Annotated in this window: 9 protein-coding genes; 7 read left to right on the top strand and 2 right to left on the bottom strand. The window is 71.2% G+C overall.

All coding sequences use genetic code 11. The annotated features are described in order from the left end of the window. The first annotated feature begins 114 nt into the window (after positions 1–114). The 6 genes from ACZ43H_RS04160 to ppdK all read left to right on the top strand — a co-directional run bounded on the left by ACZ43H_RS04160 (position 115) and on the right by ppdK (position 11061). On the top strand, positions 115–2103 hold the full coding sequence (locus ACZ43H_RS04160) for an alpha-1,4-glucan--maltose-1-phosphate maltosyltransferase (protein ID WP_464587993.1): 1989 nt from the start codon (positions 115–117) through the stop codon (positions 2101–2103). An 11-nt stretch (positions 2104–2114) separates the two neighbouring features. Further along, positions 2115–3851, top strand: coding sequence for a maltose alpha-D-glucosyltransferase (treS, locus tag ACZ43H_RS04155; protein ID WP_464590727.1), 1737 nt, complete (start codon positions 2115–2117; stop codon positions 3849–3851). Beyond that, entirely contained in the window at positions 3848–5260 is a 1413-nt protein-coding gene (locus ACZ43H_RS04150; protein ID WP_464587991.1) for a maltokinase N-terminal cap-like domain-containing protein, read from the top strand. The genes treS and ACZ43H_RS04150 overlap by 4 nt, the downstream gene beginning before the upstream one ends. After that, positions 5257–7452 (top strand): 1,4-alpha-glucan branching protein GlgB, encoded by a 2196-nt coding sequence (gene glgB, locus ACZ43H_RS04145; protein ID WP_464587989.1) that lies wholly within the window; start codon positions 5257–5259, stop codon positions 7450–7452. The genes ACZ43H_RS04150 and glgB overlap by 4 nt, the downstream gene beginning before the upstream one ends. A 112-nt stretch (positions 7453–7564) precedes the next feature. Beyond that, positions 7565–8344, top strand: coding sequence for an NUDIX hydrolase (locus tag ACZ43H_RS04140; RefSeq protein WP_464587988.1), 780 nt, complete (start codon positions 7565–7567; stop codon positions 8342–8344). Positions 8345–8391: 47 nt separating this feature from the next. Further along, positions 8392–11061: a pyruvate, phosphate dikinase gene (ppdK, locus tag ACZ43H_RS04135; protein ID WP_464587986.1), complete on the top strand. Its 2670-nt coding sequence runs from the start codon at positions 8392–8394 to the stop codon at positions 11059–11061. Between the two features lie 25 nt (positions 11062–11086). Here ppdK and ACZ43H_RS04130 read toward each other — a convergent pair whose 3' ends face one another. Beyond that, positions 11087–12043, bottom strand: a complete 957-nt coding sequence (locus ACZ43H_RS04130; RefSeq protein ID WP_464587984.1) for an EamA family transporter — start codon at positions 12041–12043, stop codon at positions 11087–11089. Between the two features lie 73 nt (positions 12044–12116). Between ACZ43H_RS04130 and ACZ43H_RS04125 the strand changes: the two genes are divergently transcribed. Continuing rightward, positions 12117–13004, top strand: coding sequence for a LysR family transcriptional regulator (locus ACZ43H_RS04125; RefSeq protein WP_464587982.1), 888 nt, complete (start codon positions 12117–12119; stop codon positions 13002–13004). Here ACZ43H_RS04125 and ACZ43H_RS04120 read toward each other — a convergent pair whose 3' ends face one another. Then, entirely contained in the window at positions 13005–13970 is a 966-nt protein-coding gene (locus tag ACZ43H_RS04120) for a co-chaperone YbbN (RefSeq protein ID WP_464587981.1), read from the bottom strand. Between the last annotated feature and the right edge of the window lies 1 nt (position 13971).

Genomic DNA, 13971 nt, shown 5'->3' with positions numbered 1-13971 from the left:
TACGACCGCCCCGATCTCGACCAGCGGGTGGGCTCTCTCGGAGGAGTCCACCCGTTGGTCGTTCCGAACCCCGGTGGCTTGCGTCGCCCGGGGCGATTCCGAAAGTGTGGTGGCATGGTCGGTCGCATCCCCGTCATGAATGTCATGCCCGTCGTCGATCTCGGTCGGCAGCCGGCGAAGGCCACGGTCGGCGAACCCTTCCCGGTCTCCGCCACGGTCTTCCGCGAGGGTCATGACAGGCTCGGCGCCGAGGTGGTCCTGACCGGTCCCGACGGCCGTCGGCGACCGCCCGTGCGGATGGTCAAGCACGCCGACGTCCCGGACCGGTACGACGCATGGGTCACCCCCGACGCCGAGGGCTCGTGGACCTTCGAGGTGCAGGCCTGGTCGGACCCGTTGGCGACCTGGGAGCACAACGCGGGCGTGAAGATCCCCGCGGGCGTCGACGTGGAGCTGATGTTCCTCGAGGGTCGGCTGCTGCTCGAGCGGGTCAAGGCCGACCTCGACCCCGCCGACGGGCACGGCCACGGCATCCTCGCCGGCGCCATCGAGGCGGCCGACGACCAGGACCGCCCCACCGGCGCCCGCCTCGCCGCCCTCCAGTCGCCGGAGCTCGTCGACCTGCTGTCGGCCAACCCGCTGCGCGAGCTGGTCACGGTGGAGGGCCCCTACCCGGCGTACGCCGACCGCCAGCGCGCACTCCACGGCAGCTGGTACGAGTTCTTCCCGCGCTCCGAGGGCGCGACCCAGGACCCGGCGACCGGCAAGGTCACCAGCGGCAGCTTCCGGACCGCCGCGAAGCGTCTCGACGCCGTCGCCGCCATGGGCTTCGACGTGATCTACCTGCCGCCGATCCACCCGATCGGCGAGGTGAACCGCAAGGGGCCGAACAACACCCTGACGCCCGGCCCGGAGGACACCGGGTCGCCGTGGGCGATCGGCTCGAAGCACGGCGGCCACGACGCGATCCACCCCGACCTCGGCGACTTCGACGACTTCGACGCGTTCGTCGACCGAGCCCGATCCCTCGGGCTGGAGGTCGCCCTCGACCTCGCCCTGCAGGCGGCGCCCGACCACCCGTGGGTGACCTCGCACCCCGAGTGGTTCACGACCCGCGCCGACGGCACCATCGCCTTCGCGGAGAACCCCCCGAAGAAGTACCAGGACATCTACCCGATCAACTTCGACAACGACCCGACCGGCATCTGCCGCGAGGTGCTCCGCGTCGTACGTCTCTGGATGTCGCACGGCGTGCGGATCTTCCGCGTGGACAACCCGCACACCAAGCCGGTGGCCTTCTGGGAGTGGCTGCTCAAGGAGATCCGGCGCACCGACCCGGACGTGCTGTTCCTCGCCGAGGCGTTCACCCGTCCCCCGATGATGCGCGGCCTCGGCGCGATCGGCTTCCACCAGTCCTACACGTACTTCACCTGGCGCAACGCCAAGTGGGAGCTGGAGGAGTACCTCCGGGAGCTGGCCACCGAGACCGACCACATGATGCGGCCGAACTTCTTCGTCAACACCCCCGACATCCTGCACGCCTACCTGCAGTACGGCGGCCCGGCGGCGTTCAAGATCCGGGCCGCGATCGCGGCCACCGGCTCGCCGAGCTGGGGCGTGTACGCCGGCTACGAGCTGTTCGAGCACGTCGCGGTCAAGCCCGGCAGCGAGGAGTACCTCGACTCGGAGAAGTACCAGATCCGGGTCCGGGACTGGGACGCCGCGGACCGGGAGGGCCGTTCGCTCGCGCCGTACCTCACCCGGCTCAACGAGGTCCGCCGCGCCCACCCCGCGCTGCAGCTGCTGCGCAACGTGCACATCCACCACAGCGACGACGAGAACATCCTGGTCTTCAGCAAGACGCACGTGCTGCCCGACGGCCACCGTGACACCGTCGTCGTCGTGGTCAACGTGGACCCGCACGCCACCCGCGAGACGACCGTCCACCTCGACCTGCCGGCGCTGGGCATGTCCTGGGGCGACTCGTTCGTGGTCCACGACGAGATCACCCACGAGGACTGGAGCTGGAGCCAGCACAACTACGTGCGGCTCGACCCGGCCCACGAACCCGCCCACATCCTGACCGTGAGGAGCCCCCGTTGACGGACCGCGAGATCGACCTCCACGACTCGACGGCACCTGACGGGGACCCTTTCCCGGACTCCGTCGGCAGCACCCCGGACTGGTTCAAGACCGCGGTCTTCTACGAGGTGCTGGTGCGGTCCTTCCGGGACTCCAACGGCGACGGCACCGGTGACTTCAAGGGGCTGACCGAGAAGCTCGACTACCTGCAGTGGCTGGGCGTCGACTGCCTGTGGATCCCGCCGTTCTTCTCCTCGCCGCTGCGCGACGGCGGGTACGACGTCGCCGACTACACCAACATCCTCCCCGAGTGCGGCACGGTGGAGGACTTCCACCACCTGCTCGACGAGGCCCACAAGCGCGACATCCGCGTGATCATCGACTTCGTCATGAACCACACCAGCGACCAGCACCCGTGGTTCCAGGCCAGCCGCGAGGACCCGGACGGGCCGTACGGCGACTTCTACGTCTGGTCCGACACCGACGAGCTCTACCAGGACGCGCGGATCATCTTCGTCGACACCGAGCCGTCGAACTGGACCTGGGACCCGGTGCGCCAGCAGTACTACTGGCACCGGTTCTTCTCCCACCAGCCGGACCTGAACTTCGACAACCCGAAGGTCCACGAGGCGATGCTCGACGCGATCTCGTTCTGGTTCGACATGGGGCTCGACGGCTTCCGCCTCGACGCCGTGCCGTACCTCTACGAGCGGCCCGGCACCAACGGCGAGAACCTGCCCGAGACGCACGAGTTCCTCAAGAAGGTCCGCAAGTTCGTCGACGACAAGTACCCCGGCAAGGTGCTGCTGGCCGAGGCCAACCAGTGGCCGGCCGACGTCGTCGACTACTTCGGCGACTTCGAGTCCGGTGGCGACGAGTGCCACATGTGCTTCCACTTCCCGGTCATGCCGCGCATCTTCATGGCGGTGCGCCGCGAGTCGCGCTTCCCGATCTCGGAGATCCTCGAGCAGACCCCGCCGATCCCCTCGGGCTGCCAGTGGGGCATCTTCCTGCGCAACCACGACGAGCTCACGCTCGAGATGGTCAGCGACGAGGACCGCGACTACATGTGGGGCGAGTACGCCAAGGACCCGCGGATGAAGGCCAACATCGGCATCCGCCGGCGGCTGGCGCCGCTGCTCGACAACGACATCAACCAGATCGAGCTGTTCACGGCGCTGCTGCTCTCGCTCCCGGGCTCCCCCGTCCTCTACTACGGCGACGAGATCGGGATGGGCGACAACATCTGGCTGGGCGACCGCGACGGCGTCCGCACACCGATGCAGTGGACGCCCGACCGCAACGCGGGCTTCTCCTCCGCGACCCCCGGCAAGCTGCACCTGCCCGCGATCCAGGACCCCGTCTACGGCTACCAGAGCGTCAACGTCGAGGCGCAGCTCGAGAACTCCTCCTCGCTGCTGCACTGGACGCGCCGGATGATCCAGGCGCGACGCCGCCACGAGGCGTTCGGGCTCGGGTCCTTCGTCGACCTCGGCGGCTCGAACCCGACGGTGCTGTCCTACGCCCGCGAGCACGAGGGCGACGACGGCCGCCACGACGTCATCGTGTGCGTCAACAACCTCTCCCGCTTCCCGCAGCCGGTCGAGCTGGACCTGCGGCGCTGGGAGGGCATGGTCCCGGTCGAGCTGCTGGGCGGCGTGCCCTTCCCGGCCATCGGGGAGCTGCCGTATCTCCTGACGCTGGGTGGGTACGGCTTCTACTGGTTCCGTCTGACCGCACCGGACACCGACGAGGGGATGACGCAGTGACCGAAGCAGCGCCTCAGGCGCACGAGGCCCTCAAGCCGTTCATCGAGAACGCCCGCTGGTTCGGCGGGAAGGGACGCGCGTTCTCCATCACCGGGGGGCGGCGGCTCGGCGAGGTCCCCGGTCACGTCGCGGACGGCCCCCGGGTCGCCATCGACCTGGTGACCCTCTCCTACGAGGACGGCGGTGAGGACGAGTACTACCAGGTCCCGCTGTCGTTCTACCCCGGCGCTCAGTCCCGCCTCGAGCACGCCCTGGTCGGGGTCTGGCACGACGAGGACTTCGGGACCAGCCACGTGTACGACGCGGTGCACGACCGCGAGGCGATGGCCTGCTGGCTGCGCTCGTTCTCCGAGTCGCCGGAAGGTCCGCTGTCGTTCCACCGGCTGCCCGGCCACGAGCTGGACCTCGAGGCCCACTCCACCCTCTTCAGCGGGGAGCAGTCCAACTCCTCGGTCGCCTTCGGCGAGGACTCGCTGCTCAAGGTCTTCCGCAAGATCACGCCCGGGGTGAACCCCGACATCGCCATCCACGAGGTGCTGACCAGGGCCGGCTCCCCGCACGTCGCCTCGCTCTACGGGTGGCTCGAGACGCCCGCGCTGCTCCAGGAGGGCGACGACCGGGACGCCGTGCTCCAGCTCGCGATGCTGCAGCAGTTCCTCCGCACCGCCACCGACGGCTGGGACCTCGCGCTGGCGAGCGTGCGCAACCTGTTCGCCGAGGCCGACCTGCACGCCGACGAGGTCGGTGGCGACTTCGCCGCCGAGGCGGCCCGGCTGGGCCAGGCGCTCGCCGAGACGCACGTCGCCCTGGCCGAGCACTTCCCGGTCGAGGAACGCGACGCCGGTGCCCTCGGAGCGCTCGCCGACGCCATGAACCAGCGGCTGGACGCCGCGCTCGAGGTGGTGGCGCCGCTGCGCCCGTACGCCGACGACCTGCGACGCGCCTTCGACGCACTGCGCGACCTCCCCGGCGTACGCGTGCAGCGCATCCACGGCGACCTCCACCTCGGCCAGACGCTGCGCACCGTGCGCGGCTGGAAGATCGTGGACTTCGAGGGCGAGCCGGCCAAGCCGCTCGCCGAGCGGTCGCTGCCCGACTCCCCCTGGCGCGACGTCGCCGGGATGCTCCGCTCCTTCGACTACGCCCCGCGGGTCGTCGAGCGGACCTGGGGCGATGACCTGGAGGACGCCACCGAGCAGCGCGCCTACCGCGCTGCCGAGTGGTCCGCGCGCAACCGCGACGCCTTCCTCTCCGCCTATGCCGGGCGAGACCTGACCGACGACGAGAGGACGCTGCTCGAGGCGTACGTCGCCGACAAGGCCGTCTACGAGACCGTGTACGAAACCCGCAACCGTCCGACCTGGGTGGCGATCCCACTCGAGGCCGTGGCGAGGATCGGAGTGTCATGACCACACCCACCGCCAAGCCCGTCGAGACCCACGAGCTCGACCAGATCGTCCGGGGCGAGCACGGCCACCCGCACGCCGTCCTGGGCGCCCACCCCCACGACGGCGCCGTCACGGTGCGCGTGCTCAAGCCCCTCGCGTCCGGGGTCGCCGTCCTGCACGGCGGCGGCCGCACCGAGCTGACCCACGAGCACGAGGGGATCTGGTGCGGGGTGCTCCCCGTCGCGGAGGTCCCCGACTACCGCATCTCCGTCGCGTACGACGGCGCACCGACCGAGCTCGACGACCCCTACCGGTTCCTGCCCACGCTCGGTGAGGTCGACCTGCACCTGATCAACGAGGGTCGGCACGAGCAGCTGTGGGACGTGCTCGGCGCGCACGTGCACCACTACACGACGCCGTTCGGCGACACGATCAGCGGCACCGCGTTCGCCGTCTGGGCGCCGTCGGCCCGCGGCGTACGCGTCAAGGCCTCCTTCAACAACTGGGACGGCCGCGAGCACCCGATGCGCCAGCTCGGCACGTCCGGCGTCTGGGAGCTGTTCGTCCCGGGGGTCGGCAGCGGCACCGGCTACAAGTTCCTGATCCTCGGCTCCGACGGCCAGTGGCGCGAGAAGGCCGACCCGATGGCCTTCCACACCGAGATCCCACCGGCCACCTCCTCGGTCGTCTTCGAGTCGTCCTACACCTGGGGTGACGAGGAGTGGATGTCCTCGCGCGCCGGCAAGCAGCCGGTGCAGGAGGCGATGTCGGTCTACGAGGTGCACCTCGGGTCGTGGAAGAAGCACCACGGCGGCGGCCTCTACTCCTACGCCGACCTCGCCGACCACCTCGTCCCCTACCTGACCGACCTCGGGTTCACCCACGTCGAGTTCCTGCCCGTGATGGAGCACCCGTTCGGCGGCTCGTGGGGCTACCAGGTGACGTCGTACTTCGCCCCCACCTCCCGCTTCGGCGACCCCGACGGCTTCCGCCACCTCGTCGACCGGCTGCACCAGGCCGGGATCGGCGTGATCGTCGACTGGGTCCCCGCGCACTTCCCGAAGGACGAGTTCGCGCTGTCCCGCTTCGACGGCACGCCGCTCTACGAGGACCCGAACCCCTCGCGCGGCGAGCACCCGGACTGGGGCACCTACGTCTTCAACTTCGGGCGCCGCGAGGTGCGCAACTTCCTGGTCGCCAACGCGCTCTACTGGCTCGAGGAGTTCCACATCGACGGGCTGCGCGTGGACGCGGTCGCCTCGATGCTCTACCTCGACTACTCGCGCGAGCCCGGCGAGTGGTCGCCCAACGTGCACGGGGGCCGCGAGAACCTCGAGGCCGTCCAGTTCCTGCAGGAGATGAACGGCACGGTCTACAAGCGGGTGCCCGGCGCGATCACCATCGCCGAGGAGTCCACCTCGTGGGAGGGCGTCACCCGTCCCACGTCCGACGGCGGCCTGGGCTTCGGCTTCAAGTGGAACATGGGCTGGATGCACGACTCGCTCGGCTACATGCAGCACGAGCCGGTGCACCGGTCCTACCACCACGGCGAGATGACGTTCTCGCTCGTCTACGCCTGGTCGGAGAACTACGTGCTCCCGATCAGCCACGACGAGGTCGTGCACGGCAAGGGCTCGCTGCTGCGCAAGATGCCGGGCGACCGGTGGCAGCAGCTGGCGAACCTGCGGGCCTACCTGGGCTTCATGTGGGCCCACCCCGGCAAGCAGCTGCTGTTCATGGGCGCGGAGATGGGCCAGGAGTCCGAGTGGGCCGAGGCCCGCGAGCTCGACTGGTGGCTGCTCGACCACCCCGAGCACCGTGGGGTCCAGTCGCTGGTGCGCGACCTGAACCGCGTGTACGCCGAGACGCCCGCCGCGTTCACCCGCGACAACGAGGCCGGCACGTTCCAGTGGATCGACGCCAACGACGCGAGCCGCAACGTCTTCTCGTTCATCCGCCGCGGCTCGACCGGCCCGGACCTGGTCTGCGTGTCGAACTTCGCCGCCGTCCCGCACGAGGGCTACCGGCTGGGCCTGCCCGCGGCCGGGGTCTGGGACGAGGTGCTCAACACCGACGCCGACACCTACACCGGCTCGGGCGTGGGCAACATGGGCGCGATCACCGCCGCCGAGGGCGAGTGGTCGGGCCAGCCGGCGCACGCCGACATCGTGGTGCCGCCGCTGGCCACCGTCTGGTTCCGGCGCCGCGACTGAACGCCGAGTCGGCGCAAGCTCGTCAGCAAAACAGCTCGAGTCGGCGCAAGTGCAACGAGCTTGCGCCGACTCGACATCGGGGACGGCACCATCCGGTCGCTAGGGTGGAGCCGTGCCTGACCAGACCACCATCACGACCGTCGGCGACGGCGTCGCGCGGGTCGAGTGGGTGGCCGACCTGCACGATTCCGGGTTCTCGGCTGCCGTCGACGTCGTACGCCGTGAGGTCGAGGACGCGCTCGAGACGCACGGGCGGGTGGAGGCTCTGGTCTCCCCCGACGACGAGCTCGGCCAGCGGGTCGCCACCTGGTCTGGGCTGCGGCGCGAGGGCGTGATGCGCGGGATCACCGTCGACGGCGAGAGCGTCGACCGGATCGTCTACGCACGGCTGTCCACCGACGCCCCCGCGCACGAGCCCGACGGCTTCCGGGCGCTGCTCAACTCCTTCCTGCCCCGCAAGCGCGCGATCAGCCAGATGCTGATCCGCGACCACGAGGAGCGGGTGCTGCTCTGCCAGCTCACCTACAAGCAGGACTGGGACCTCCCCGGCGGCGTGGTCGAGGTCGGCGAGTCACCCCAGCTGGCCGTCGCCCGCGAGGTCGAGGAGGAGCTCGGGCTGCAGATCGAGGCGGCCGGCCTGCTGCTCACCGACTGGCTGCCCCCGTGGGGTGGCTGGGACGACGCGCTGTGCCTGGTCTTCGACGGCGGCCGGCACGCACCGACGATCCTCGAGTCGGTGGTCAAGCAGACCCGGGAGATCCGGTCCGCCGAGTTCTGCACCCTCGAGCAGGTGGAGAAGCGGTGCGCCGACTTCACCGCACGGCGGGTCCGGGCCGCCCTCGAGCAGGTCGCCGGCGGCGGCCCCTCGGCGTACACCGAGTCGGGTTTCTGACCCGTTGACCCTGCCCATCGGGGCCGAAACGGGGTACAGATTGCCCTGTGACCACCTACGTCTTCGACTTCGCCCAGGGCAACAAGGAGCAGAAGAACCTGCTCGGCGGCAAGGGTGCCAACCTCGCCGAGATGACCAACCTCGGCCTGCCGGTCCCACCCGGGTTCACGATCACGACCGAGGCCTGCCGCGCGTTCCTCGAGCAGGGTGACCTGCCGGACACGCTCGGCGACGAGGTCAGCACGCACCTCGCCGCGCTCGAGAAGGCGATGGGCCGCGCGCTCGGGGACCCGCGGGACCCCCTCCTGGTGTCGGTCCGCTCGGGCGCCGCGCACTCGATGCCGGGGATGATGGAGACGGTCCTCAACATCGGCCTGAACGACGAGTCGGTGCACGGCCTGGCGACCCAGAGCGACGACGAGCGGTTCGCGATGGACTCCTACCGCCGGCTGCTGCAGATGTTCGGCACGACCGTGCTCGGCATCCACGACGAGGTGTTCTCCGAGGAGCTCGACCAGCTCAAGGATCGGCGCGGCACCACCGACGACGTCGCGCTTGAGGTGGGCGACCTGACCGAGCTGGTGGCGACGTTCAAGAAGGCGATCGAGGAGCACGCCGGACGACCGTTCCCCCAGGACCCGCGCGAGCAGATGGACCTCGCGGTGCGGGCGGTCTTCGAGTCGTGGAACACCGAGCGTGCGGTGCTGTACCGGCGCCAGGAGCAGATCCCCGAGGACGGCGGGACCGCGGTCAACATCCAGGCGATGGTCTTCGGCAACCGCGGGATGTCCTCGGGCTCGGGCGTCGCGTTCACCCGCGACCCCGCGTCCGGCAGCCAGGGCGAGTACGGCGACTACCTGCAGAACGCGCAGGGCGAGGACGTCGTCGCCGGCATCCGCAACACCGTCTCCCTGGCCGACCTCGGCGACATCGACAAGGCCTCGCACGACGAGCTGCTCACGATCATGGCGACCCTCGAGCACCACTACCGCGACATGTGCGACATCGAGTTCACCATCGAGCAGGGCAAGCTCTGGATGCTGCAGACGCGGGTCGGCAAGCGCACCCCCGAGGCCGCCTTCCGGATCGCGGTCGACATGGCCGACGAGGGACTGATCGACCTCGACCAGGCGCTGGGCCGGGTGACCGGCGCCCAGCTCGCCCAGCTGATGTTCCCGCGCTTCGACCCGGACGCCGAGCGCACGCTGCTCGCGAAGGGCATGAACGCCTCCCCCGGCGCCGCCGTCGGCAAGGCGGTGTTCGACTGGGACACCGCGGTCGAGTGGGCCGAACGCGGCGAGGACGTCATCCTGGTCCGCAAGGAGACCAGCCCCGACGACCTGCACGGGATGATGGTCGCGCGCGGCATCCTCACCAGTCGCGGCGGCAAGACCTCGCACGCCGCGGTCGTGGCCCGCGGCATGGGCCGCACCTGCGTGTGCGGCGCCGAGGCGCTCGAGGTCGACACCCGGAACGGCGAGTTCACGGTGCGCGGTGGCAAGACGGTCCGCGAGGGCGACGTCATCTCCATCGACGGCACGACCGGGGAGGTCTTCGACGGCGCCGTACCGGTGGCCGACTCCCACGTCGTCCGCTACTTCGAGGGTGACGAGCAGACCGGCGACCCGGTGGTGACGGCCGTCGCGCGGCTGATGGAGCACGCCGACGCCAGCCGTCGGCTCGCGGTCCGCACCAACGCCGACACCGCCGGGGACGCCGCGCGCGCCCGGCGGTTCGGCGCCCAGGGCATCGGGCTGTGCCGCACCGAGCACATGTTCCTCGGCGAGCGTCGGGAGCTGGTCGAGAACCTCATCGTCGCCGAGGACGACAAGGGGCAGCAGAGGGCGCTCGAGGCCCTGCTCCCGATGCAGCGCCAGGACTTCACCGAGATCCTCGAGGCGATGGACGGTCAGCCGGTGACGATCCGGCTGATCGACCCGCCGCTGCACGAGTTCCTGCCCGACTTCACCGAGCTGTCCGTCGCGATGGCGCTCGCGGACACCCGCGGGCACCGCAAGAAGCGGGAGCGCAAGCTGCTCGAGGCCGTACGCCGCCTGCACGAGCAGAACCCCATGCTCGGCCTGCGCGGGGTGCGGCTCGGCATCGTGATCCCCGACCTGTTCACCATGCAGGCGCGGGCGATCCTGGAGGCGGCCGCGGCGCGGGTCGAGCAGGGCGGCGACCCGCGGCCCGAGATCATGATCCCGCTGGTCGCCTCGGTGCGCGAGCTCGACCTGGTCAAGAAGCGGATCATCGAGGTGGCCCGCACGGTCCAGGACGAGACGGGGGTCGACCTCGCCTTCAAGGTCGGCACCATGATCGAGCTGCCGAGGGCCGCCCTCACCGCGGACCAGATCGCCGGGTCGGCGGAGTTCTTCTCCTTCGGCACCAACGACCTGACCCAGATGACGTGGGGCTTCTCGCGTGACGACGTCGAGGCGTCGTTCTTCGGGACCTACCTCGAGCAGGGCGTCTTCCCGGTCTCGCCGTTCGAGTCCCTCGACACCGAGGGCGTCGGCTCACTCGTGCGGACCGCCGTGGGGCTCGGGCGCGAGGCACGCCCCGACCTCCACCTCGGCATCTGCGGCGAGCACGGCGGCGACCCCTCGTCGATCCACTTCTTCCACGAGGTGGGGCTCGACTACGTCTCCTGCTCGCCGTTCCGGGTCCCGGTGGCCCGGCTCGAGGCCGGCCGGGCGGCGCTGGCCGACCGCTGAGGCGCGCCACCAGGCCGCTCGGACGTCATCCGATCTGGTCGTCCCCGCAACCGGTTCGTACGACGTCCCGCCGGACGTCATCCGAACCGGCCGCCCCCACGACCGGTTCGTACGACGCACCCGGTGCACGCCGCGCGGGCCGCAGGGCCACCAGGACGCCGACGACCAGCACCAGGCCGCCGAGCGTCTCGGCTGCGTTCGGCCGCTGGTCGAGCAGCAGCCAGGCCGACGCCATTGCGACGACCGGCGCGAGCAGCACCCACGGGACGACCGCGGCGGACGGGTTGCGGGAGAGCAGGCCGTTGAAGAGGCCGTAGCCGACGAGCGAGGCCAGTCCCGCGGTGTAGAGCGTCGAGACCGCCGCCTGCCACGAGAACGACGCCAGCGCGGAGGACACGGCGGCGGGGCCGTCCAGCGCGAGCGACAGGGCCAGCAGGGGCACGGGGACGACGAGGGCGGACCACACCGTCAGCGACAACCCGCCGGCCACGCCCGAGGCGCGCGAGACCACGTTGCCGATGCCCCAGGACAGCGCGCCGAGCAGGCAGAGCGCGAGGGCCGACGCGGGCACGTGGCCACCGCGTCCCACCGCGACGACCAGCAGCCCGGCCGAGCCGAGCAGCACGCCGATGACCTGGGGCGCGGTCGGCCGCTCCCGGAGCACCCCCGCGGCGATCACCACCGTGAAGATGACCTGCGCCTGCAGCACGAGCGCGGCGAGCCCCGGTGGCATCCCGGCCGCCATCGACACGTAGAGGAAGCCGAACTGACCCAGGGACATGAACGCCCCGACCGCCGCGATCGTGCGCCACGGGGCGTTCGGCCGGGGCACCAGCAGCACGGCGGGCACGACGACCGCGGCGAACCGGATCGCGGCGAACAGCAGCGGCGGCACCCCGTGCATGCCCCAGTCGATCACCACGAAGTTGAAGCCCCAGATCGTGGCGACCAGGGCGGCCAGCAGGGAGTCGCGACGGTTCACGGGGCCAGCCTGCCGGGTCACGACCATGAAGCACCAGCGATCATCTATCCACGTGTCCATGTAGCATCGCTGCATGATCGACCTGCCGGCACTCGCGTCCCTGCGGGCCGTGGCCGCGCACGGCTCGGTGGTCGCCGCCGCCGAGGCGCTCGGGTTCACGCCGAGCGCGGTCTCCCAGCAGGTCAAGCGCCTCGAGCGCCAGACCGGCGTACCCCTCCTCGAGAGGGTCGGCCGCGGCGTCGTGCTCACCGGCCACGGCCGGCACCTCGTCGACACGGGCGCGCGGCTGCTCGCGGACCTCGAGGAGATGGAGGCCGGCCTGCACCGACGGGCCGGCGCCGTCGCGGGCCAGCTGCGCCTCACGGCGTTCTCCACCGCCATGCGTGGCCTGGTCGCACCCGTCGCCCGCGACCTGCGTGCGGCCCACCCCGACCTCGCGCTGGTCCTGACCGAGCGCGAACCGTGGGACACGATCGACCTGGTCGCCTCCGGGCAGAGCGACGTCGGGGTCGTGCACCGCTGGGGCGACGTCCCCCTGGGGGTCCCCGAGCACCTCGAGTCGACGCACCTCGCGCGCGACGTGGCCGAGGTGGTGGTGCGGGTCGACCACCCGCTCGCGCGTCGACGCCGGGTCAGCCCGCGCGACCTCGTGGACGAGGACTGGATCGCCACCCCGGAGGGCACGATCTGCCGGCAGTGGCTGACCCGGATGTACGACGGCGCCGGCCGGCTGCCCCGGATCGCGCACACCTCGATGGAGTTCGACTCCCACTTGGCGCTGGTGCGCGCGGGGCTGGGCATCGCCCTGGTGCCCCGCCTGGGCCGTCAGCCCCTCGGGGAGGACCTGGTGGGCGTGCCCGCCCACGACCCGGAGCCCACCCGCGACATCATCGCGGTGCACCGCAGGTCGATGTCCGACTCCCCCGCGGTCAGCGCGGTCCTCACCGCGCTGGCCCGCTGATCAGAAGAGCGCCGAGGCGAGGTTCTGCCGCCCGCGCAGCACCCGCGGGTCGTCGTTGCCGACGGCGCCGAACAGGCCGAGCAGGTGCTCGCGCGCCTGGTTGCGCTCGTCGCCGCTGCTGCGGCGGACCAGGTCGACGAGCCTGTTGAACGCGTCGTCCACGTGGCCGCCGAGCATGTCGAGGTCGGCGACGAGGGTCTGGGCTTCCACGTCGTCGGGGTTCGCCGCGGCGGCCGCGCGGGCCTGCTGCAGGTCGACACCCCGGGTCCGCTGGAGCACCTTGGCCATCGCGAGACCCGCGGCGGCCTCGGCGTCGGCGGGGTTGGCGTCCACGAGCTTCTGGTACTCCGCGACGGCCCGGTCGATGTCGCCCTCGCCGAGTGCCTCCTGGGCCGGCGCGTAACGCGGGTCGACCTGCTCCTCGTCGCCGGCGTCGGCCGCCTCGGGGGCAGCACCCGTGCGCGGCTGGTGGCGACCCGTGATGCCCTGCGCGGTGAGCTGCTGCATCACCTGGTTCAGCGCGGCACGCAGCTCCTCGAACGGCAGCACGTCCTGGAAGAGGGGGGCGGGGCGACCGTCGAGCACGGCGACCACGAGCGGGATCGACGGGATCTGCATGGCCTGGGCGATACCCGGCGCCGCGTCGATGTCGACGAGGCCGAGCAGGAAGCGGCCCTCGAACTCGGCGGAGAGCGTCTCGAGGTCGTCGGCGAGCTGGCCGCTCTCCGGCATCCGGGTCCGCGAGTAGAACACCAGGATGATCGGCGCGGTCATCGACGCCTCGACGGTCGCCTGGAAGTTCTCCTCGGAGATCTCCACGGCGTACGGCGAGCCGCCGGCCGGGGCGCCGCCGGCGCCGGCCGGAGTGGCACCCGCGGTGCCCGCCGGAGGCGGGGTCGGCTGCGCGGGGCGCTTGAGGGCCGAGAGGTCGATCGCTCCGGGGCGGCTGAACGGCTGCTGCGTCATG

Source organism: Nocardioides sp. DN36, assembly GCF_055380375.1.
Note: the sequence above shows the minus strand (reverse complement) of the source record. Positions and strands in the feature narration are given on the sequence as shown.

Excerpts from the sequence above, each read along its gene's own strand:
- glgB (WP_464587989.1), top strand. The coding sequence starts at position 5,257 with ATGACCACACCCACCGCCAAGCCCGTCGAGACCCACGAGCTCGACCAG.
- ACZ43H_RS04120 (WP_464587981.1), bottom strand. The coding sequence starts at position 13,970 with ATGACGCAGCAGCCGTTCAGCCGCCCCGGAGCGATCGACCTCTCGGCC.
- ACZ43H_RS04125 (WP_464587982.1), top strand. The coding sequence starts at position 12,117 with ATGATCGACCTGCCGGCACTCGCGTCCCTGCGGGCCGTGGCCGCGCAC.
- ACZ43H_RS04160 (WP_464587993.1), top strand. The coding sequence starts at position 115 with ATGGTCGGTCGCATCCCCGTCATGAATGTCATGCCCGTCGTCGATCTC.